Origin of the sequence: Paractinoplanes abujensis (assembly GCF_014204895.1) — a bacterium.
GTDB lineage: Bacteria > Actinomycetota > Actinomycetes > Mycobacteriales > Micromonosporaceae > Actinoplanes > Actinoplanes abujensis.
Genome location: NZ_JACHMF010000001.1, coordinates 6,049,208 through 6,068,267 on the forward strand (window position 1 = coordinate 6,049,208; position 19,060 = coordinate 6,068,267).

At 67.8% G+C, this 19,060-nt stretch carries 26 protein-coding genes and 1 tRNA gene; 4 read left to right on the forward strand and 23 right to left on the reverse strand.

The genetic code is table 11. The annotated features are described in order from the left end of the window. Positions 1–2: 2 nt before the first annotated feature. Positions 3–176, reverse strand: a complete 174-nt coding sequence (locus tag BKA14_RS27635) for a hypothetical protein (RefSeq protein WP_184953739.1) — start codon at positions 174–176, stop codon at positions 3–5. A gap of 262 nt (positions 177–438) precedes the next feature. Between BKA14_RS27635 and BKA14_RS27640 the strand changes: the two genes are divergently transcribed. Then, positions 439–750, forward strand: coding sequence for a hypothetical protein (locus BKA14_RS27640; RefSeq protein ID WP_184953740.1), 312 nt, complete (start codon positions 439–441; stop codon positions 748–750). Here BKA14_RS27640 and BKA14_RS27645 read toward each other — a convergent pair. Both BKA14_RS27645 and BKA14_RS27650 read right to left on the reverse strand, forming a co-directional pair. Further along, positions 747–1,052, reverse strand: coding sequence for a hypothetical protein (locus BKA14_RS27645; RefSeq protein ID WP_184953741.1), 306 nt, complete (start codon positions 1,050–1,052; stop codon positions 747–749). The two genes, BKA14_RS27640 and BKA14_RS27645, sit on opposite strands and share 4 nt — an antisense overlap. A 31-nt stretch (positions 1,053–1,083) precedes the next feature. After that, positions 1,084–1,578 carry a YajQ family cyclic di-GMP-binding protein gene (locus BKA14_RS27650; protein ID WP_184953742.1) on the reverse strand — a complete coding sequence of 165 codons (495 nt, stop codon included), beginning with the start codon at positions 1,576–1,578 and terminating at the stop codon, positions 1,084–1,086. A 149-nt stretch (positions 1,579–1,727) separates the two neighbouring features. On the opposite strand from BKA14_RS27650, the gene BKA14_RS27655 reads away from it, so the two are divergent. After that, positions 1,728–1,811: transfer RNA gene (locus BKA14_RS27655), tRNA-Tyr, on the forward strand. Between the two features lie 131 nt (positions 1,812–1,942). Here BKA14_RS27655 and BKA14_RS27660 read toward each other — a convergent pair. From BKA14_RS27660 to BKA14_RS27735, 16 genes are all read right to left on the reverse strand, one after another. Continuing rightward, entirely contained in the window at positions 1,943–3,379 is a 1,437-nt protein-coding gene (locus BKA14_RS27660) for a tyrosine-type recombinase/integrase (protein WP_184953743.1), read from the reverse strand. Next, positions 3,376–3,567 carry a helix-turn-helix transcriptional regulator gene (locus tag BKA14_RS27665; protein ID WP_184953744.1) on the reverse strand — a complete coding sequence of 64 codons (192 nt, stop codon included), beginning with the start codon at positions 3,565–3,567 and terminating at the stop codon, positions 3,376–3,378. The genes BKA14_RS27660 and BKA14_RS27665 overlap by 4 nt, the downstream gene beginning before the upstream one ends. Before the next feature lie 221 nt (positions 3,568–3,788). Next, the gene (locus tag BKA14_RS27670; protein ID WP_184953745.1) at positions 3,789–4,910 is read right to left on the reverse strand and encodes an AAA family ATPase; all 1,122 of its coding nucleotides are present in this window, start codon (positions 4,908–4,910) and stop codon (positions 3,789–3,791) included. Continuing rightward, positions 4,907–5,746 carry a deazapurine DNA modification protein DpdA family protein gene (locus tag BKA14_RS27675; protein ID WP_184953746.1) on the reverse strand — a complete coding sequence of 280 codons (840 nt, stop codon included), beginning with the start codon at positions 5,744–5,746 and terminating at the stop codon, positions 4,907–4,909. Before BKA14_RS27675 ends, BKA14_RS27670 begins: the two co-directional genes overlap by 4 nt. After that, positions 5,746–6,798, reverse strand: coding sequence for a bifunctional DNA primase/polymerase (locus tag BKA14_RS27680; protein ID WP_438861910.1), 1,053 nt, complete (start codon positions 6,796–6,798; stop codon positions 5,746–5,748). Before BKA14_RS27680 ends, BKA14_RS27675 begins: the two co-directional genes overlap by 1 nt. After that, on the reverse strand, positions 6,795–7,319 hold the full coding sequence (locus tag BKA14_RS27685; RefSeq protein WP_184953747.1) for a hypothetical protein: 525 nt from the start codon (positions 7,317–7,319) through the stop codon (positions 6,795–6,797). Before BKA14_RS27685 ends, BKA14_RS27680 begins: the two co-directional genes overlap by 4 nt. Beyond that, complete coding sequence (locus BKA14_RS27690) at positions 7,319–7,993, reverse strand: DUF4417 domain-containing protein (RefSeq protein WP_184953748.1); 675 nt, start codon at positions 7,991–7,993, stop codon at positions 7,319–7,321. Before BKA14_RS27690 ends, BKA14_RS27685 begins: the two co-directional genes overlap by 1 nt. Beyond that, positions 7,990–8,361, reverse strand: coding sequence for an RRQRL motif-containing zinc-binding protein (locus BKA14_RS27695; protein ID WP_184953749.1), 372 nt, complete (start codon positions 8,359–8,361; stop codon positions 7,990–7,992). Before BKA14_RS27695 ends, BKA14_RS27690 begins: the two co-directional genes overlap by 4 nt. Next, positions 8,358–8,699 (reverse strand): hypothetical protein, encoded by a 342-nt coding sequence (locus BKA14_RS27700; RefSeq protein WP_184953750.1) that lies wholly within the window; start codon positions 8,697–8,699, stop codon positions 8,358–8,360. Before BKA14_RS27700 ends, BKA14_RS27695 begins: the two co-directional genes overlap by 4 nt. Continuing rightward, a complete protein-coding gene (locus BKA14_RS27705; RefSeq protein WP_184953751.1) occupies positions 8,696–8,968 on the reverse strand; it encodes a hypothetical protein in 273 nt (90 codons plus the stop codon). The genes BKA14_RS27700 and BKA14_RS27705 overlap by 4 nt, the downstream gene beginning before the upstream one ends. A 136-nt stretch (positions 8,969–9,104) precedes the next feature. Then, positions 9,105–11,252, reverse strand: coding sequence for a cell division protein FtsK (locus BKA14_RS27710; protein ID WP_184953752.1), 2,148 nt, complete (start codon positions 11,250–11,252; stop codon positions 9,105–9,107). Continuing rightward, on the reverse strand, positions 11,249–11,410 hold the full coding sequence (locus BKA14_RS27715) for a hypothetical protein (protein ID WP_184953753.1): 162 nt from the start codon (positions 11,408–11,410) through the stop codon (positions 11,249–11,251). Before BKA14_RS27715 ends, BKA14_RS27710 begins: the two co-directional genes overlap by 4 nt. A 6-nt stretch (positions 11,411–11,416) precedes the next feature. Next, positions 11,417–11,587: a hypothetical protein gene (locus BKA14_RS27720; protein WP_184953754.1), complete on the reverse strand. Its 171-nt coding sequence runs from the start codon at positions 11,585–11,587 to the stop codon at positions 11,417–11,419. Between the two features lie 86 nt (positions 11,588–11,673). Continuing rightward, positions 11,674–11,862 carry a hypothetical protein gene (locus BKA14_RS27725; RefSeq protein ID WP_184953755.1) on the reverse strand — a complete coding sequence of 63 codons (189 nt, stop codon included), beginning with the start codon at positions 11,860–11,862 and terminating at the stop codon, positions 11,674–11,676. 11 nt (positions 11,863–11,873) lie between these two features. After that, positions 11,874–12,608, reverse strand: a complete 735-nt coding sequence (locus BKA14_RS27730) for a DUF2637 domain-containing protein (RefSeq protein ID WP_184953756.1) — start codon at positions 12,606–12,608, stop codon at positions 11,874–11,876. Then, positions 12,608–12,850, reverse strand: coding sequence for a DUF6284 family protein (locus BKA14_RS27735; protein ID WP_184953757.1), 243 nt, complete (start codon positions 12,848–12,850; stop codon positions 12,608–12,610). Before BKA14_RS27735 ends, BKA14_RS27730 begins: the two co-directional genes overlap by 1 nt. Positions 12,851–13,072: 222 nt before the next feature. Between BKA14_RS27735 and BKA14_RS27740 the strand changes: the two genes are divergently transcribed. Both BKA14_RS27740 and BKA14_RS27745 read left to right on the forward strand, forming a co-directional pair. Beyond that, positions 13,073–13,909 carry a helix-turn-helix domain-containing protein gene (locus tag BKA14_RS27740; RefSeq protein WP_184953758.1) on the forward strand — a complete coding sequence of 279 codons (837 nt, stop codon included), beginning with the start codon at positions 13,073–13,075 and terminating at the stop codon, positions 13,907–13,909. A 92-nt stretch (positions 13,910–14,001) separates the two neighbouring features. Continuing rightward, positions 14,002–14,724, forward strand: coding sequence for a protein phosphatase 2C domain-containing protein (locus tag BKA14_RS27745; protein WP_369076894.1), 723 nt, complete (start codon positions 14,002–14,004; stop codon positions 14,722–14,724). A gap of 153 nt (positions 14,725–14,877) precedes the next feature. On the opposite strand, the gene BKA14_RS27750 is transcribed toward BKA14_RS27745, so the two are convergent. From BKA14_RS27750 to BKA14_RS27765, 4 genes are all read right to left on the reverse strand, one after another. After that, a complete protein-coding gene (locus BKA14_RS27750; protein WP_184953760.1) occupies positions 14,878–15,807 on the reverse strand; it encodes a hypothetical protein in 930 nt (309 codons plus the stop codon). 70 nt (positions 15,808–15,877) lie between these two features. Next, positions 15,878–16,744, reverse strand: a complete 867-nt coding sequence (locus tag BKA14_RS27755) for an SRA domain-containing endonuclease (RefSeq protein ID WP_184953761.1) — start codon at positions 16,742–16,744, stop codon at positions 15,878–15,880. 804 nt (positions 16,745–17,548) lie between these two features. Further along, on the reverse strand, positions 17,549–18,211 hold the full coding sequence (locus tag BKA14_RS27760) for an MOSC domain-containing protein (RefSeq protein ID WP_184953762.1): 663 nt from the start codon (positions 18,209–18,211) through the stop codon (positions 17,549–17,551). Next, the gene (locus BKA14_RS27765) at positions 18,208–19,053 is read right to left on the reverse strand and encodes a GNAT family N-acetyltransferase (protein WP_184953763.1); all 846 of its coding nucleotides are present in this window, start codon (positions 19,051–19,053) and stop codon (positions 18,208–18,210) included. The genes BKA14_RS27760 and BKA14_RS27765 overlap by 4 nt, the downstream gene beginning before the upstream one ends. Between the last annotated feature and the right edge of the window lie 7 nt (positions 19,054–19,060).

Genomic DNA, 19,060 nt, shown 5'->3' on the forward strand with positions numbered 1-19,060 from the left:
CCCTATTCCCACTCGAGGCCACCGTTTGTGGTCTGCACCGGGCCAGAGTTGTACGTGCGTGCGGCAGCGGAATTGAGCCCATCGGCGTCGCTCGTAGCCACAGCAGCCACACCGCCGAAGACGGCGGCGAGCACGAAAACCAAGCCGGCGAAACGGCCCAGCTTCCTCGCGATCATGTTTATCTCCTGCGCTTTTGTTACGCGTTCCGGTGGGGGGTTCCATGATGGTGCCACACGCGGTGTGCGACTGGCAGTGTCCGGCGGCGGGTCGAAACCGCACATGAGGAAATCCTGACCGAACGGTTGAGCCACGCCCCCCTCGGTTACGCGCAAAATTGACGACTTTACGCCCGAAATATTGGGAGAAGTGAGGGCAATTCGCGTGGTCAACGTCAGGTGATCTTGACGTCAAGCGCTCCTGACGCCATGCTCTCCCGCCGTGAGTGCGACTCCGGACGACCTCGAGCGGAAGCACACGCTGTCCACGGCCACCACCCGCTACGACGAGCTGCGGATGCGCGACGCCCTGGCGGCGGTGGCCGGACCGGGAAAGGGAAACGCCGTCCCGCTGACGCGGGAGGAGACGCTGGAGATGCTGGCGCTCGGCGAGGTCGTCATCCGCAAGGCGGGTTATGCGCGGCAGTCGATGGTGCGGGTCGCTCGCGAGGCCGGCGCCTCATGGGCCCAGATCGGCGCCGCGCTGGGCACCACCAAGCAGGCCGCCTGGGAGGCGCACCGCCGGTCGGACTAGACGCGGTTGACGGGGCGCCGGCGGGGGCGCGGCCGGAATCGGACCAGGGCCGTGCCCGCCATGACGATCGCCAGCACGGTGATGGTGGTGGTGACCACGGGGTTGTTGATGCCCGTGCCGATCACGACCAGGCCCAGGGCGGCGCCGAAGAAGAAGTGGTAGAAGCCGGCGTCACGGACGGAGCGGAAGGCTCGTGCGGTCGGCCCCGGGGCCCGGCCGGTCACCAGGATGACCAGGCCGAACACCGCGAGTCCGGCCCCGGCCAGGCCGCCGGCCACCATGGTCCACGAACTGGTGCTCATGGCCCCCAGTCTGGGGCCTGAGCCAGACGATTCAGCGGTAATTCGTGAACTGGAGGGCGACTCCGAAGTCCTCGGCCTTGAGCAGGGCGATCACTGCCTGCAGGTCGTCGCGCTTCTTGCCGGTGACCCGCAGCTGGTCGCCCTGGATCTGGGCCTGCACGCCCTTGGGGCCCTCGTCGCGGATCTTCTTGCTGATCGCCTTGGCCTTGTCAGTCTCGATGCCCTCGATGACCTTGCAGTCGATCTTGTAGGTCTTGCCGGACTGCCGGGGCTCGCCCGCCTCGAGGGACTTGAGCGAGATGTTGCGCTTGACCAACTTCTCCTTGAGCACGTCGAGCGCCGCGCTGGCCCGCTCCTCGGTCTCGGAGGTGATGGTGATCCCGGCGTCGCCCGACTTGGCGAGCGAGGTGCCCGTGCCCCGGAAGTCGAACCGGGTGCCGAGCTCCTTCTCCGCCTGGTGGAACGCGTTGTCCACCTCCTGCTGGTCGACCTTGCTGACGATGTCGAAGGACGGGCTGGCTGCCATGATCAGGACTCCTGCGATGCTGGCTTCGTCGATGAAGGCGGGGCCCGCGGAACGGGCGCCGACATGCCGACCGTACCCGGTTGCGAATCGCCTCCGCGGTACGGCTAAGCTGTTCTCCGCTGCCACGGGCAACCGTGGTGGTGTGCCCAGGCGGGTTGCCCGAGCGGCCAATGGGAGCGGACTGTAAATCCGTCGCGAAAGCTTCGAAGGTTCGAATCCTTCACCCGCCACCAGGTGCACAAGAAGGCCCCTGACCAGCAGTGATGCTGGCCGGGGGCCTTCTTCGTGTGTCTCACTGAGTCTCAGTCGGTACCGCTGGATCTCACTTGCTGTCCCCCATACGTCCCCCAAACTTCGGGCTTGATCATTTGGGCGTGTCGGGGTCGGTGGGAAATTGCTCGTATCCCTCCTCGATCCGTCGCATCGCGGCCTCGGCCTCCCCATAGATCCAGGTCGCGTAGATCGATAGCAGGACCTTGATGCTGTTGCCGGCCCACCGGGCGACCAGGGCCGGGGAGATGCCACGGGACAGCTGATAGGACAGGCAGGCGTGGCGCAGGTCGTACGGCCGGCGTGCGAGCGGGGACGCCAGTTCGGCCGGGGTGAGTCCGGTCTCGCGTGCCTTCCGCCACGCGGTGCTGATGGCGTTGCGGGTGAGCGGTCGGTTGCTCGCGGTGACGTACGTCCCTCCCGGCCCGCGTCGGGTGACGAACAATCGCCCGTTCGGGGCAGGCGGCCACCGCTCGATGTGCCGGTCGAGTCGGGCACACAGCCGGGGTGGCGCGGGGACGGAGCGGACCGCAGTCGCGGCTCGATGCTTGAGGCCGCGTTCCTCGGTCGACTCCCCCGCGTCGGTCCACGCGCTCCCAGCCTCGGAGATGGCGCCGCTCAGGTGAAGCCAGCCCCAGTCGCCCTGTCGTTTCGGCCGCTCGTAGTCGGCGTCGGCCAGCATGAGGCTTTCCTCGGGTCGGAGTCCGGCGTCATACAAGGTCCCGAAGAACGCTTCCAGCTCGGGTGTGGTCCGGCGGACGGCGAGCAGGAGCCGGTGCCCTTGCTCTTGGTTGACCACAGCCCGGCGGTCGACCTCGTTGGTGAGCTTCGGGGCCTCCCACCGGACCTTGTCGAACGGGTGGGCCACCAAGTGCCCGGTCTCCACCCCGTACCGCAAAGCGCCGCTGAAGATCGCCTTCTTGCGCTGGACGGTGCTCGCCGCGGCGGCCTTGCCGTCGATGCGCAGCGCGAGCGCATCGAGAGCCTTGCGGATCACGGCGGGATCAAGAAGGGCGCCGAGATCCACTGTGTTGCTTCCGAGCCAGCGCACGGCGTCCGCCAGGTCGGCCGGCGGCTGGTCGGCGGCGGCGCGGCGGCCCCTGTTGTAGGACCACCCCCGCAGCGCGGCCCGGAGGTCGACCTCGGCCGGTGCGGCACGCTCGGTGGTCCGCAGCGCCAGGGTCACGGCTACCAGGGCGTCGGCGATGTCCCGGCGGTGCTTGGCCGAGGCTCGCGACCATTTGAGATCCACGTAGGCAACCGCGTGGTCGTACCACGATCGGGTGTGCAGTGCCCGGGCCATCGGCTCGGGGAGTCCCGTGGCGGTGTCGAACGCGAGGCCCTCGCGCTGCGCGGTGATCAGTTTTGCGCGGAAGCTCTCGGCGAGGGCCTTGGTGCGGAAGGTGTCGCCGAACTTGCGGCCGGCGACGGCCCACCGCACCCGGTAGGAGGTGCGGGCCTTGCGACCTTTGGCGGCCGGATAGTTCCGCTCCTCGATCTTGTATACCTGCACGTCATAGCTGGTCTTCATGCGGCTTGCGGCTCCTCCAGGCTCTTCTGCCAGGCTTCGTAGGCGTCGAGGCGGATGCGGATGCGGCCGTTCGGCAGCTTGTAGGTCCGGGGCGCCAGACCGAGGGCCTTCCAACGGAAGAAGGTCGACTTCGGGACGCCCTCGGCCGCGAGGAACTCGGCGAGGCTGATGGATTGACGGTTAGCCATGGGTTCCGGCCTCCCTGGCTGGGGTCGTACGGGCGCTATGGAGCGTTCTGCCAGCCGATCGGCGCCGGCTGGCGTCAGTGCGGGAGTCACCTGCGGCGGTCGACAGAGGGGCGGAGAGCGGGCCCCTGAGAGCCCCGCTAAGCCAAGATTTCGACCCTCCGAGGGTGTTCCTATACATCTGCAGGGGTATTTGCTGTATCGCCCCTGTTTCAGTAGATCTGTCATGGCCACCCCGCTCCGCGGGTGTCACTCGTACTGTCACTCTCGTTTTGGCTGGTCAGCGAGGGTTGGATGACAGCAGTGACAGGAGTGACAGCGGTGACACCGGGGACGCGGTACCGGCCGCCGGGGTCAGCGGCGAGCTGGCCATCGGCGAGCATGCGGGAGCAGGTCTGCCGGGCGGTGTCCGGCTTGAGCCCGGTGCCCTCGGCGATGGCCTTGGGTGTGCTGCCGGGCGCGGTGCGCAGGAAGCGCAGGATCGCCGCGCGGGTGTCGCTGACCCGGTAGTCCGCGGCCGGGCCGTCCAGCATCCGCCATGCGCCCGTCCCGGGCTCGAAGGCCAGCGGGTATTCGGCCTCGTCGACGTCGCGGCCGGTCACATGGAGCACCCCGTCGCCTTGGTTGCGTGCGCGTTTGAGCACGAGGGTGGCGTCCGCGGCGCCGGCGAGACCGTTGGTGCCGGACACCTCGGACAGGAAGTCGTCGGATCCGGCCTTGCGGACGTGGTGGACCGCGACGATGGCAACGCCGTAGTCGTCGGCGACCTTCTTCGCCCGGCCGACTGCGGCGTAGTCGGCGTCGTACGCGGACGCGCCGGGAGCCGAGTTGCCGCGCAGCTTGGCGAACACATCGATGATGACCATCCGCGCGGACGGGTGCCGGTCGAGCCACGCCGCGATCGCCTCGGCGCCGCCCTGCGGGAGCGGCGGGCATTGAGTGGCCAGGGTGAGCCCGGCGGGCGCCTCCCGGTCGCCGAGAACTTTGCGGAGCCGGGTTTGCAGTCGGCGGGCGGTGTCCTCCAGCGCGAGGTAGAGCACGGGGCCGGGTTCGACGTCGATCGCACCGAGCGCCTTGTGGCCGAGGGCCACGTCTACGCCGAGGCCGAGGGACATCCACGATTTGCCGACCTTGGGTGGACCGCAGAGCAGGCTGAACCCTTCGGAGATCACCCCGGGCACGGCCCACCGGGGCGGGGCGAACTCCATCGCCATGATGTCCGCGGCGGTCCACGAGGTCCGCAACCGTGCAGGTTGACCACGGTCGGCGGCCGTGAGGACGGCGGCGGCGTCGTCCGGTCCGGCGACGCGCAGCGCGGGGCGCTCCGCGGGGATGGGCGCGGTCATGCGGCGGCCTCCCAGTCGAAGAGGGCGGGCTGCGGCGCGGGCCGCGCAGCTGCGGCGAGCACGCGGGTACGCCAGTGCAGGGCGTAGGGCAGGCAGTTCGCGCAGTTGCGGTGCCGCCCGGCGGCGACGCATTGCGGTAGCGCGGGGCGTCGCAGTTTGCGGGCGACGTCGGACCACGCGAGGCTGTCAGCCGAGGTGAGCAGGTGCCCATGCGCGGCGAGGCCGAGGGTTTTGAACCCGAATCCGTGCAGCCTGCGGACACCGCGAATGTGAAGGGCGCGCAGGATACGGCCCGCGTCCCGGGTGCCTTGCCGGCGGCACACCGAGCCGACACCGACTAGCGGCGCGGTGGCCAGGTCGTAGCCGATTAGCGTGGTGTAGAGATCGGCGCAGCGGAGGTAGTCGTCGCGTTCCCAGCCCTGCACGACCGGGATGATGGGCAGGTCCGGAGCGAGCTCGCGCAGCAGCGCGAAGTTGAGCACAGTGCGCCGTTGGTGTTCAGCCACCGACAGGTGGCTACCAGCGAACCGGATCGGGCCGGCCTGCCCGCCGTTGATCACGATGGGTTCGCACATCCAGTCCTGCGGTGCCGCCCACAACAGCTCGCCGATCTCGTCGCGGTAGCGGCGGAGCCGGGCCAGGTAGTCGCGGGGCTCAATCGTCCACCGGCCGAACTTCTGCAGCTCGGTGAAACCGCCCGAGTCGCAGCCCCACGGCGCGACGGCGCGGGGCAGCGTCTTGTAGACGCGCAGCCGGGTGTCGGAGACGAACAGCGGCACGCCGGCTTTGCCGAGCCAGCCGGGCTGGTGGGTGCCGAGCAGTAGCCGCGCGGTCATCAGGCCACCTGCCGCGGGCGGCGGGCGCCGGCGACGAGCCCGGAGCGGATGGTGTTCTCGAGTTCGCGGGGTCCAAGGCCGAGACGGGTCGCGGTGTCGGCGAGGACGGCGGTGATGGTGTCCTCGGCGACGGCGCCGCCGGCGACGAGTTGGCCGAGGGTTTGGGCGGCCATGAACAGCGCCCGGTTCCGGCCGCCCTCACGTGCCTCGGCAAGCTTGGCCAGTGTGCCGTCGATCGCGGCTCGCAGGTAGGCGCCGCGCCGGTCGGCGGGCAGCTCGACAACGAGCGGTGGGCCTTCCGGCCGTAGCGGTGCGGGTCGTAGCCGATCGGTCAGCCAGCCGGGCAGCGTGGTCGGGCGGGTGTCGAGCCGGACTGTGTACAACCGGCCGGCGACAGTCGAGCCAGCGGCGACGACGTAGCCGCCGTGCGCGCGGGTGTCGATTAGCCAGCCGAGGGCACCTGCGGTGTTGCGCAACTCGCCGTGCTCGGGGTGGCGGAAGTATAGGTGGAGCCCGCCGCGGCCGGTGGCCACGGCGTATGTGTGATTGGGGATCGGGTGGCCGAGGTCGGCGCACAGGTCGGTGAAGACGCCCCAACCGTGCAGGTAGCCCTCGCGGCCTTCGGGCGCGGCTTGTCCGGTCTTGCGGGCGTCGAAGTCGAGCACCACGAGCCCGGACGGCCCGCAGGCAAGGCCGATCCCGTACGGGCCGGTCTGCCAGCAGCGGCGGATCCGGTCGGGATCGACGGTGGCGCGGGTCTCCCACCGCTCGATCGCGGGCCGTTTGTCGCCGGGGCGCAGGGGGAAGACGTGCCAGCCGCGGGCGGCGGCGGATAGGGCGGCGGTCAGCAATTCGTTGCTGTGCATGGGGATCCGCTCCTTCGGGTCGGTGGTGGGCGGTGTGAGCGCTTGTTCGGCGCAGGTTTTGTGGCAGGGCCGGTCGTGCTCGTCGCGGCAGATCGCCGGGAGGTGGCAGATCCGGCAGGGCAGTGGGGAGCCGGCGAGGTGCTCGCGCCAGTCGAGCCAGCCGGTCGGCACGGTGCGGCTGGTCATGGTGTGTCGCGGCGCCGGCGGACCTCGGCCCGGATTTCGTCGTAGAGCGCCCCTGGGGTGGCGGTGTCGCGTTGGGCCATGGCCAGGTCGGCGTCGGACGCTGCGGTGACGCCGCCGCTGACGATGCGTTCGCGGGCGCCGGAGTCGATCGGCTTGCGAATGTTGATCGCGTGGTTGTCCTGGTTGCCGATCCGGATAGCGGCGTCGCGTTGCTCCTGGGTAAGGACCTTCTGGTTGGTCTCCGGGACGAGAGTGACGTTGGGATCACGGAACAGTTCGCGGAGGGCGGCGTCGACTTCCTGGCGGCTCAGGTCGGACAGCGCGTCGCGGATGTCGGAGAGCGCCACCCAGCCCTCGGCGCTACCGAGCAGCTCGAAGACGGTGCTGCGGATCCGATCGGCCGGCGCGGCGACTTGCTCGGTTTCTGTGTCCGGTTCGGCAACCTCGGGCGGCGGGACCGGCGGCGGCGCACCGGGGCCGGGCGGCTTACTCGAGCGGCCCTTGCCGCCGCGGCCGCCCATCACCGACCTGCCCAGCGCGACGGATACGCGCGGATCGGCGCGTCACCAACCGTGCAGGTCGGCAAGGCCGTGCCGTAGACCAGCACGAGCGCGGGACGGAGCCGCTCGCACATCGCCTCATAGCCAGCCGCAAACAGCTCCCGTGCTTCCCGGTCACGGACGATCCCGACGGTGGACACGGCCACGGTCGAGCCGGCGGCGATGCCAGCGAACGCGAACGGGTAGCTGTCCGGGGTAGACCAGCTGACGGTCGGAATCGCGGTGATGTTGTGAGCGAGCATCCAGGCGCCGCACCAGCGCGAGCGGTAGACCTGCCATTGCTGCATGACCAGCGGCATCGTGGTCCACAAGCTGAAATCGGGGGTGAGGGCGGCGCCGACCGAGGCGCAGCGGGACAGGCCGCGTTCGGGTTTGGTCCACACGATTTCGAACCGGTAGTCATCGAGGAAGAAGTGCACCGCGTCGCCCGGCCGCGCGGCGGCGGTGGCGCGGCGGTCGTTGTAGGGCAGCAACCGTGCAGGTTCGCAGGTCACCGGGGGCAGGTCGGGAATGCCCCACGGGTTGCTGCTGGAGAACAGGGCGCGGGTGTTGAGCCGGTCCCAGCCGCCGGGCATTTCGCCCCAGCGGTGACTCGTCCGGGTTCCGCCGAGGGTGTGTTCGGGTGCCAGGGTCATCGGGTGCTCCGTCCGTCGTAGCAGGTCAGGCATTGACCGAGCGAGCGCGGGATGTAGTAGTCGCGGGTCTCGCGGCAGGTCGGGCAGGTGCGGCGGGCGCGCAGCGCGGCCCGGATCGCGCGCTGCTGCGCAGGGCTCGCGGGCCGCTTGGGCCGGGCCAGGTCCAGCCGGTAGAGATGCGCGGTCCGGGTGCCGCCGATCCCTGCCCACAGGATTTGCGCGGCGATCGGCTGGCGACCGGGGCACAGTCCGCGGGCGCGCAACTGCCGGCGGGTGGCATAGCCCTCGGGCGCGCCGCGCCACCAGAACGTCGGCAGCCCGTACCGGTCGCCCTCGGGGTCGTGGAACGCGGCCCGGATGCGGCTCATTGCGCGGCCCTACGCCCGACCGCAGGTCGCTCGGTTCGGTGCCGCACCATCTGTTGGCGGATGGCGACCTCGGCGAGCAGCTCGCGCATGAGGCGCAGCGTGGTGGCGAGCTGCCAGCGGGCGCCGGTTTCGGTGTGGTGCAACGGAATCCGGGCGCGGATCTCGATGTAGTCCACGTCGCCGGCGCGGACACGGGTGACGATCGCGCGGCCGCCGATCTCATCGGCGATCAGGTCGGGTGAGCGATGCTCGGTGATCCCGCAGCGGTGGTCACGGGCGCACCATGGCGTGTGCTCGGTGGGCTCGCGCCGGAAGTGGGCCATGGTCCGGGCGCTCATCGGGTGCCCTTGTCGTGCAGTTCGCGCACGGTGTTGATGATCCGGCGGCCGATGCGCAGGCGGCGTCCGTCGCCGTGGCAGCGGCGGCACAGGCCGAACGCGCGGCCGAACGGCGAGCGGCGCTTGCCGGATCCGTGGCACTTGCGGCAGTTGCCGAACGGCCAGATCCAGCAGCCCAGGGCGTAACAGAGGGTGGCGATCATGGCGGCGAGGATCAGGGCGCCGATCATGGTGGTTTCGGGGGTTGCGGTCGCGGCGAGGGTAGGCACAGTGAGCCTCCAGGGGCCGGTTTCAGGGTGTGAGGGGCCGGCGGCGCAACCCGCGACCGGTGAAGGTCTGCGCTGACCAGGACGGTCGCGGGTTGAGTCGCGGTGACGCGACCGGTCGCGGGTGGGCCGCGACCGTTCAGGCAGCCTTGCGGCGGCCGATCGCGGCGTCGATGTCGTCGGTCTTGGCGCCCTTGAGGGCCTTGCCGGACCGCTTGACGTCTACGCTGCGTACACCGAACGAGCGGACCTGAGCAGAGATCGATTCGGCGGTGAGGTCCGCGTACGCCTCGGGCAGCCGTTCGGCGAGCCGGGTGGCGATCTCGTCCCACTGCGCGCCGGTCTCGCCGCGCTCGATCACCGAGCGGACGTCAGCGAGCACGTCGCGGTGCTCGCGGGCGATGTCCTCGCCGGCGGCCATGCCGGACAGAGTCCCGGCCTCCTCGCGCAGCTTGCGCGCGGCGATCAGGATCTTCTCGGCGTCGTCGGCGTCAGCCAGGTACGTGCGTACGGTCGGGGTGGCGTCCGAGGCGCCGCGCAGGATCCCGACGCCCTTGTAGCTGGGCAGCAGCGTGGACGAGTCGTAGCCCTCGGAGTTCGCCCCAGCGCCGAGGACCAGGTCTGAGACCTGCCATGAGCCGGTACGCAGCGAGAACCGGACCTGGTGGTTGTCGCGGAAGCTGATGAACTGGGTGGCCACCTGCCCGCCACCGACACCGCTCGGGCGCTGGGTGGCGTCGACAAAAATGACGCCGGCCGCGGGGGCCACCTTGACCAGGTAGACCAGCAGGCTCGCGATCTCCTTGCTGATGTCGCCAAGGTCGAAGTACTCCTGGAACTCGTCCAGGAACACGGCACGCACCGGCATGCCGTACTTCGGGTCCCGGGCGATCTCGCGAGTCAACTTACCCTCGGGGCAGACGTCGGCGGGCAGCTTGGACAGCCGCTCGTATCGGTCCTGCACGTCGGCCTTGATCTCCCGCAGCGCTTCCAGCACGATCTCGGCAGGGTCGCCGTCGCGGGTCATCGCCAGCCCGAACGCGCAGCGGTCCGCGACCAGGGCGAACTTGCGCCAGTCGGGCTTGCCGCCGCCATCGAGCACGGTCAGCTTCACGTAGGGATCCAGCGCCGCATACAGCGCCAGCGCGCGGGCCGCGAATGTCTTACCCTGCCGAGGCTGCGCACCGATCAGGATGCTGTTCCACAGCATGTCGACGGTGACCTTGTTGCCGCGCTCATCGAGCCCGAACGGGGCCGGCTGCCAGATGTCGGTCGGCTTGCATCGCAGCAGCGGCGTCCGGCCGGCGGCCTGCGCGAGCGGGTCCCGGTCGGCCACCCACAGCACGTGCCGGCGGTGGCTGCTGGGGTCACGGGTGATGAACACCTGCGACAGGGCCACGTCCAGCCCCGAAGCGATCGCGCCGCGTGCCTTGACCGCGTCATCGAACGTCTTGCCGTACGGCAGGTCGATCGACACCTGCGAGCCGGTGCCGGACGGGTCACGGCCCATCGTGGACCCGAACCCGATCTGCTGATGCGCCTTGTCCGGGTGCCCAAGACCGGCCGCATAGTAGGCGCGCAGCACGATGTCGGAGTTGACCCGCCGGAACCGGCCAGCCACCGTGGCCGGGGTGATGATGCGTCGGTCATCCGGCCGGCCGACATGCGCCAGGAACGCCACGATCCCAGCCGTGACCAGCAGAAGCACCCACCACGAGGCGGTCGCCCACAGCACCGGCAAGCCGATCCCGATCAGCAGCACCTCGGCGGCGAGCACGAGGAACCGCCACATGCGAGTGGCCTTGACCTCGCGGTGCAGCTTGAGCCACATCGCGGGGTCGTTGGCGTCGGCGGCGGCCTGCCGCAGCCGGTACTGCTCGGTCACCCACCACCACTTGAGCTGACGCCCGGCAAGCCGGACCACACCCACCGTCGCCCAAAACATGGCGAGGACGGCGTACATCGGCGAGCGCAGGGCGTGGAAACCGATCCGGTAGCCGGTCACCTCGGCCGCCTGCGCGAGGCTGTGCCGAATGTTCGGCCACGTAGACCAGTTCACCGGCACGATCGGCCGCCGCCCGGACGGACTGACCGGCTCGGCGTCAACGGGCTTTCCGCCCGGCTGGGGGTGCTCGTCCAGCGTGATGTCGAAGTGGGTGCCGGCCTCGGCCCGGCGGGTCCGCTCAGCGTCCAGGTCGACCACCTCGGCGCCCTCGGCGGCAACGGCGACGTCGGCCTCGGCGGCGGTCCAGTCGAAGTTCTCCGGGTTGTTCTGCGGGCTGGTCATCGCTGGTGCTCCTTCCGGGCGGTGCGGGCGGCGAGAACGGTGCTGACGGTGAACCCCACCGAGGCGGCGGCGGACAGCCACCATCCGGCGCCGGGGTCGGTGATGGCGTCCACGGCGAACAAGACCGCGGGGATGGCGAGCAGGTACCAGAAACGCATGTCGAGTCAGCCCTTCGCGCGGGTGAGGCCGATCGAGCGGCTGTCACGGCCGGCGGCGTGCCCGGCCCGGAGGCGGGCTGAGTCGGCCGTCTTAGCTGCCTTCTGACCGGCGGCGACGTCGGCCTTGTGAGTGGCGTTGCGGACAGGGTCTTCACCAGAGGTGTTGTGGCGGAACATGATGGGGGTCTCCTTGACGTTCTTGGCGGATGGGAGACCGGCGGCACGGCGCTGCTTTGGTCGGTTGAGCCGTGCTGCCGGGCGGATCAGAAAGGGCGCCGCGGGAGCGGCTCGCCGCGGGCCAGTGCGGCGGCTGCCGCGGACAGGTACTCGGCGATGTACTGCCGGTCGTGCTCGTCGTTCAGCGCGTTCTCGGCCCAGTCGTGCAGGTTCGCCAGGTCGGTGCGCAGGTTGTGCAGTTCGGCGTGCGCCTCGTAGATCTCGGGCTCGGTCATCGCAGGCCGCCTCACGCGGCTACGAGAGTGGGCATTTCCGCAGGAACCGGTGCGGATGGTGACGCATCGGTGACGGGCGCGGGGGGCAGGTGCCGGCGGGCGGTCGAGATCGACACACCGGCCTTCTTGGCGATTTCGGCGACGCTCGCGCCAGGCAGCTTTGCAGCCGCCTTGGCCACCTTGTCGGCCGACGCCGGCCGCGGCGTGACGCGCTTCGCGGGAGCCTTCTTGACCGGCTGCGCCGGCTCAGGCGTCGAGGCGGGCTCAGGCTCGATTACCGGCGCAGGAATGACCGTGGCGAGCACCGGAGTCGGCGCTGGCGCAGCTGCGGGAACCTCCGCCTCGGTCAGCGCGCGGATCCGGCCGCCGATCTCCACCAGACTGATCGAGGCGACGATGATCAGGCCGTCCACGCTCAGCGGGAGCAGGTACGGGCTCGCGTCCGTCTCGCCGTAGCGGGACGCCACAGCGACCATGTGCCAGTACGACACCCACGCAGCGATGCCCGCGATCACACCGGTAGCACCCAACCGGACGTATGACGTCCAACCGCGGCGAGCCGGGACACGCGAGATGAGCTCGACCGCCAGCAACAGCGCCAGCGGTGACCACGCCGAAATGGCCTTGCTGACCGGACTGTCCGCGGCGTGCAGCACGTTGCCCGCGAGCGATGCGGCGATACCAAGGGCGAACACGCCTCGGGTGCCCCAACCGATGCGCTTGAGTCGAACGACGTCCTGCGTCATCAGGCCACCTCCCGGAAGGCGGCGGGACGCGCGGCCAGGTCGGCGGCGAGGCGCGTCACGCGGGCCTCAGCCCGACGCAAACGACGCCAGTCCAGCGGCGACGGGCCGCCGTGGTCAGCGGCGTGGATCAGGGTGATCTCGGCGTCTAGCAGAGACAACTCAGCCTCGATCAACGGCCACTCGACCTCAATCGCGGACAACGCCTCTGGGGAAGGATCGAACTTTCGGTCTGCGGCTCTCAAGACGCACTCCTTCGCGATGATCGGGAATAGGTGCCGGTGTTCGCCCCCCTTCACTGCATCGTTCAGGGGGGTGCACCAACAGAGCACCATGCCGACCTCGCCGTAGTCAACCCCCCTTAACAGATAACTTCATGGGACTAGATGACTGCTCAAGTTGCCATCCCCCCTTGACCGGGAGCCGAGTATGATTAGGCCCCTTGACGGCTGTGGGGAGATTTCGCCTTGAAGGATCTGGCCGACGTTGAGGCCCTCACCAACGCACGCGAGCGTGCCCTGACCGCACATAAGCTGATCGACGACCACCAGCTGGCAATCGCGGAGTTATCCCGGATCCGGCGGTCTGCGCTCGAAGAGCTGCTCAGTGACAACATGACGCAAGCTCAGCTAGCGGAAATGCTCGACATGTCGCGCTCACGCGTCTCGCAGCTTCTCTCCGCCGGGACACGGCCCGAACGGGCATTCCTCGGCGCCGGCCGCATCACCATGGCAATCGGGGGAAAGTTCGAGGTCGGCCGAAGCGACCCCGGCGCTGTGTTGTCTGCCGAAGCCTTTACGGCGTACGAGGTTCTCGCCGAGACCGCGAGGGCAGTTGGACTCGATGCTGCCTACGAGGTGGTTCCCCCACCAGGGCACGTGCACCTCAACCGCCCGAATCTGATTGTCCTAACCAACCCGCGGCTTCTCCCCTTCTTGAGCCAAGTAATGGAAGCCGATCCGCATCTCCGTTATGTCGAGGATCGGAACGGCTGGTTCATCAAAGAGCCCGACACGGGCAAGGAGTACCGTTCGCCCCGCGACAGCGGCGAGTGCGCGGACTATGGCTACCTTGGCCGCCTACCGCGGCCAGATGGGAAGGGATCCTTCCTCTACATAGCCGGCACACACGCGCAAGGAACTCTCGGAACTGCCCGCTATGTGGCCGACAATTTGCCGGAGCTGCACAGAGAGCTGAAAACTCGGCGGTTCTCAACCGTCATTCTCTGCCGCTACAGCGAGAACGATCGCCTTCAGATCACATCTACAGAGCGGGTCACGCCGCTCTTCCGCCACGAAGGTTGACGCACCCCATGCGTACTGCCGTAGCTTCACTTCCCTCCAGCGAAGATGGATCTAACGAGGACTGGTACTCCGCATCTCCGCACCTTATCGTCGTGCTCGATGGCGCCACCGCGAGGACCGATACCGGATGCCAACACGGCGTCTCTTGGTATGCCGCACACCTCGGCGCAGCCCTGTCCGAGGGAGCGCACGATGTCAACCAGTCGCTACCGCACGTGCTTTCAATGGGAATCGAACGAGTAGCCAGCCTGCACCCATCCTGCGATCTCACGCATGAGGGCACCCCGTCTGCAGCGGTAGCCATTGTCCGCATAGCCGGGGACTGGGCTGAGTATCTAGTTCTCGGCGACGTATCAGTCGTGTTCGATGACGGCAACGACCCCATAGTTGTGTCAGATGAAAGAGTCAGCCAAACAGCACTGGTCGAGCGCCGCGCTGCGGACGCCCATCCCATAGGGACTGCGAAAAAGCAACAAGCAATGATCCGCATGAAACATGCGGAACTTGCGATGCGAAATCGGCACGGCGGTTACTGGATCGCGGCTGCAGATCCATCCGTGGCAGAGCACGCCCTCATCGGCCGACTGCCTGAAGCCAGTCTCCGACGCTTCGCTGTGCTAACTGACGGCGCGGCACGTGCGATCAGCCCATTTAACGAAATGGAGTGGAGAGATCTTCTCGATCTCGCGGAAGCGGAGAGTCCTGAAAGCGTACTGCGGCGGGTACGCGCCGCCGAGGCAGCCGACCCATACGGGATCCGATGGCCGCGCAACAAGCGAAGTGACGATGCAACGATCGCATTCGCGACAAAATGAACACCAAGGCGCCGGTTGCATAGAGGGTAGGCCACCCCGGTCACCGTCAACGCATTCGGCCGGCGCGCCTCTTAAGTGGTGGCCATCTATGTTTGGTCAGATCCGGCAACAGAAGCGCCACTATCTCGGACGGCGCCAGATCCCAACGTGGAGCTATCGCGGCGGTGGCGTCACTGTTACTTGGACAGTATTGCTGTACACCTTTACGGGACATGGTGGAATAATCGGGGCAACGTCCACAGTTCGCTGCTTACGCAAATCGTCTACGAGAATAGTCTGTTTGGAAGACCGGCCCGGAAAGTCGCAGATTAACCTCTTTACGATGTCGTCACTTTTATAACGCTTAACACCATCTGACCCTGTCCATAAAATCGTCGTCTCATCATCCTTGCGGCTTAATACATAACCAGTTTGAGGCGAAAAAGACTTCACAGTTATAGATTCGATCGGTAACCACATTCCCCTATTAAGGGGAGCAGTCACTGTAGGGATGAATAGCAGCGCGGCCGTCATGCCGCCTAAGAGTAAAGGCTTTACGGGACCGCCAAATGCTTCGTCGGGAGACCCCAGCCAGCCGACAATTACTCTCTTAATCTTCCCGACAAGCAGTAGATAAATTGCCATGGCCACGCCAAGGATAGCGGTATACCACCTCCCGAAGGGATCCATAGGTAGATAGAATACTGCTAGAGCAACTGCGAGAACCGTCAAGAGCGCCCAAACTGAGCGGACTCCGAAAGCGACTGAACGAGCGACAGTCCCTCTTGCCACGAGTGCGGCGAGAGCAAAGACTATATAGAGCGGCAAGGTGTCGAGCACTGCGACGAAAACCATAGGGACCAGATCTAGATTTTGTAAAAGTGCCAAATAAGTCAGCCGGTCGCCACCAGCTGCACGGGTAATCGCAATAGCCGCCATCAGGAACGGCAATATCGCCAGCCCGACAGGAATCAAAGCCGGCAGATACTTTTCCGCTGGCGAGGCCGAGGGAATCTCTATCGCGTTAGGCCGCTTCCTTCGAATCCGACTTTGAAGATGTTGCGGCGACATGGCAGCACGCGTCCGTTTCTTGGCCGTCCTCACGCAATAGACGCTACGTTGCCTCTGCAAGCCGAGAAAAATTCATAGGCTGGCGGGCCGGGAAGTGCGTGGTTCAGCGTTGATCAAAAATGGCACGGCCGGCCTCAAGCTGCCGGGCACGGACAGTGGCTCGCAGGAGGGTAGCCTGCTCACGCCTGTCGCTCCCGTGGTGAAGTCGGTCATGACAGGTCCCACAAACCGCTCCGATCCAGTCTGTGAGATCGATGTCTGGGTCGATGTGATGCGCCTGAAAGTGTGGGCGACCAAAGTCGTCCAACCATCCTGGGGCCACGCCACAGGACTCGCAGGCCCCTCCATTGTCGATCGCTCGCTGGAGGACGTACGCCGTAAGGACGGGGTCTGAGACCCGTCGATCTCGGCTGGTCTTGGTTGCACGCCTCCTTTTACCGCCGGTCTTGTCGGTCCGGGCCGCAATCAACGCCCAAAGTTCGGCTTCTGTTGGGGGCGCCGGCGGCGTGAGTTGCGGACGCTCCGGCATTGGCTGCGAGATCAGCTCTTGCGTGATCCGCAGGAAGCGGAAGCGAATGTCGTCGCGCAAGTTCTGTTCCTTGTCGCGGCTAATGCCCGCGATGACCTCCATGACGGTAAATTCGCCGAGGTGTAGCCAGTGAGAGCCGGTCCGCTTGACCTTGTAGAAAACGGGCACAGGCCTCGCCTGCTCATGACACTCCTTCAGCTGCCAGTTGCCGCCGGTATAGGTCATAGGCCCCGTACTACCTTCGCCCGAGTAGACGAATTCGTCAGGCTCTTTGATCCACCGGTTGGCGTAGAGGCCGCGGAAGGGGTTCCAGAACACGCAAAGGTCGGCGCCTACGGTGGTGATACCGGCGGTGGCGTTCCCCGGCGGCAGACCGGCGAGTTTAGCCGCAGCATGGATCTCGGCGCGGTCGTAAACCTTGTTTGGGACGTAGCCACTCATGCCGGTCATGATGACCTAGGGGTACGACAGGTGCGGCGGCGCCGGCTGAGGTAAATACCGGCGAGCCGTAAGTTATCCACAGGCGCCGCTGCGCTCCTGTGGACGTGCGACGCTGCTGTGGTCGGCGAGGACACTCCCTCGCGCACGCCGGCCACGGCCGTGAGCAGGTGGGGCGTGGCGAGTAGCAGCGCCACCGACACGATCCAGGGCGGCCGCTCGCCGCTACGGCGGGCGGCCCTCCGTCACCCTTGTCACTGCTGTCACTCCGACGCGTCAGAGCTGCGGAAACGCGGAGTGATACGGCACTAGCAGCTGTCACTATTCTCTCGTACAGGCGTTCGACTAATCTCTTGGAATGGCGGTTGTTGGTCGGTGGTGGAACGGCGTCTGGGGTCGGATCGGCCGGCGGGACGTGTGGCTCTCGGTCAGCTTCCGGGTCACGGCCCGTCAGGGCGGCTCAGAGGGCGGCAGAGTGCTCTCGTGGGATTTCGCCACGGAAGACGCCGCACGGGCGATGGTGGACCGTCTCCGGGCCGCTGAAGGGCCGGGCGAGTGGCGCGAGCTGACTCTGGGACGCGCCGCCTCGGCGCCGGCCGATGAGGCTCCGAAGGACGGCTGAAACACCGAGGGGCTGGCATCTCCTCCCCCATACGTCCCCCGCCAACGCCCGCCCCCGGTGTTTCAGCAGGTCAAAGATGGTGCGCGCCGTGGACTGTAAATCCGTCGCGAAAGCTTCGAAGGTTCGAATCCTTCACCCGCCACCAGGCGCACGAAAGGCCCTCGACTCCGGTCGGGGGCCTTTTCTCATCCCAGCCTGCGCTCGATCTCCTGCCGCAGGTCGGCGGGCAGGGCCTCGGCCACCAGCAGGCGGGCCAGTTCCTCCTTGCGGTGCATGTAGATGTCGAAGGCCTCCGAGACACCGATGCTCTCCGCCGGGCGGTGCACGATCTCGATCGGGTCACCCGTGCGCAGCGGGCCCGGCGTGATCACCCGCAGGTAGGTGCCCGTACGGGCCTCCCGCGCGAACCGCTTGAGCCACTGCTTCTCGCCCATCTTGACTGCGAACGTCGCGCACGGAATTCGCCCGAACGTGGTCTGCAGCTCGAGCACGTCGCCGATCCGCCAGACCTCGCCGATCCGGGTCTCGTTGAGGTCGAGCCCGACGGTGGTCATGTTCTCGCCGAACATGCCGGGCGGCAGTGTGCGGCCCAGCGACTCCTGCCACCAGTCGTAGTCCTCGCGGGAGTAGGCGTACACGGCCTGGTCGTTCCCGCCGTGGTTCTTGACGTCGCCGATCGGGTCGCCGACCACTCCGCTGTGCAGGCCGGTCGTTTTCGGCCCGGGTGCGCGCACGTCCACGGCGTGCTCCACCGGCAGCTTGTCGATGCCGGTCAGGCCGCCGTTGCGCTTGGCCGGGTTGGGCCGGGCGACACCGACGTTCACCGAAAGCACCTTGCCGTCTGTCATCTCGTGAACTCCACGATCACTCGATCCTCGACCGGGCGGAAGCCGAGCCGCTGATACAAAGCATTACTGGTCGGGTTGGCCAAGTCTGTGTTGAGCACGACATCGCGCGCACCGGAGTCGAGGGCCGTCTGCGCCGCCACCACGGTCACCGCCCCGGCGTAGCCCCGCCCACGACGTACGGGCGGGGTGTAGACGATCTGCACGCGCACCATGCCGGCCTCGGGATGCGACGTCATCGCCATCGCCATCGGCTGCCCGCCGTCCTCCCAGAGCAGAATTCCCCCGTACGCCAGCCGGTCGTCGATCGCCGCGAGCGGATCACCCGGCCGACGCTCACCGATCTCGTCGTGAAACGCGAGCAGCCAGCCCTGCAGCAGCGAGCGGTCGTCCGGCCCCGCGTAGCGGGCGTGCCCGGGCGGCGGCTCGGCCGGGAAGATCAGTGACTCCAGCCGGTAGAGCCGGGTCCGCCGGACGACCTGGGTGCGCACTCCGGCGCGGCTGCGCCAGCCCGCGGCGAACCCGTCGACGGCGTCCGCGGGCAGGTTCGCGCCGGGCAGGTGACGGCCGCTGAGGGCCAGCACCGCCGCCGGCACTGCCCGCGGTGGCAGCTCGCTGAACATCATCGGGTGCGGCGGGGTCTGCATCAGCACCCCCGACACCTGCCCGGCCGGGGTGCTCCACCAGCCGAGGACCGGTTCGGCCGGCCCGTACGCGTAGGGGCCGCGCCGTTGCAGCGTGGCCAGCACGGTCAGCAGCGTGGTGTGCTCGATCGGGCGGGAGCGCAGGAAATCGCCGGCGGTGGCGGCGAAGGTCTCGACGTCGTCGGTCAGCTGCCAGCTCATAGAGCGA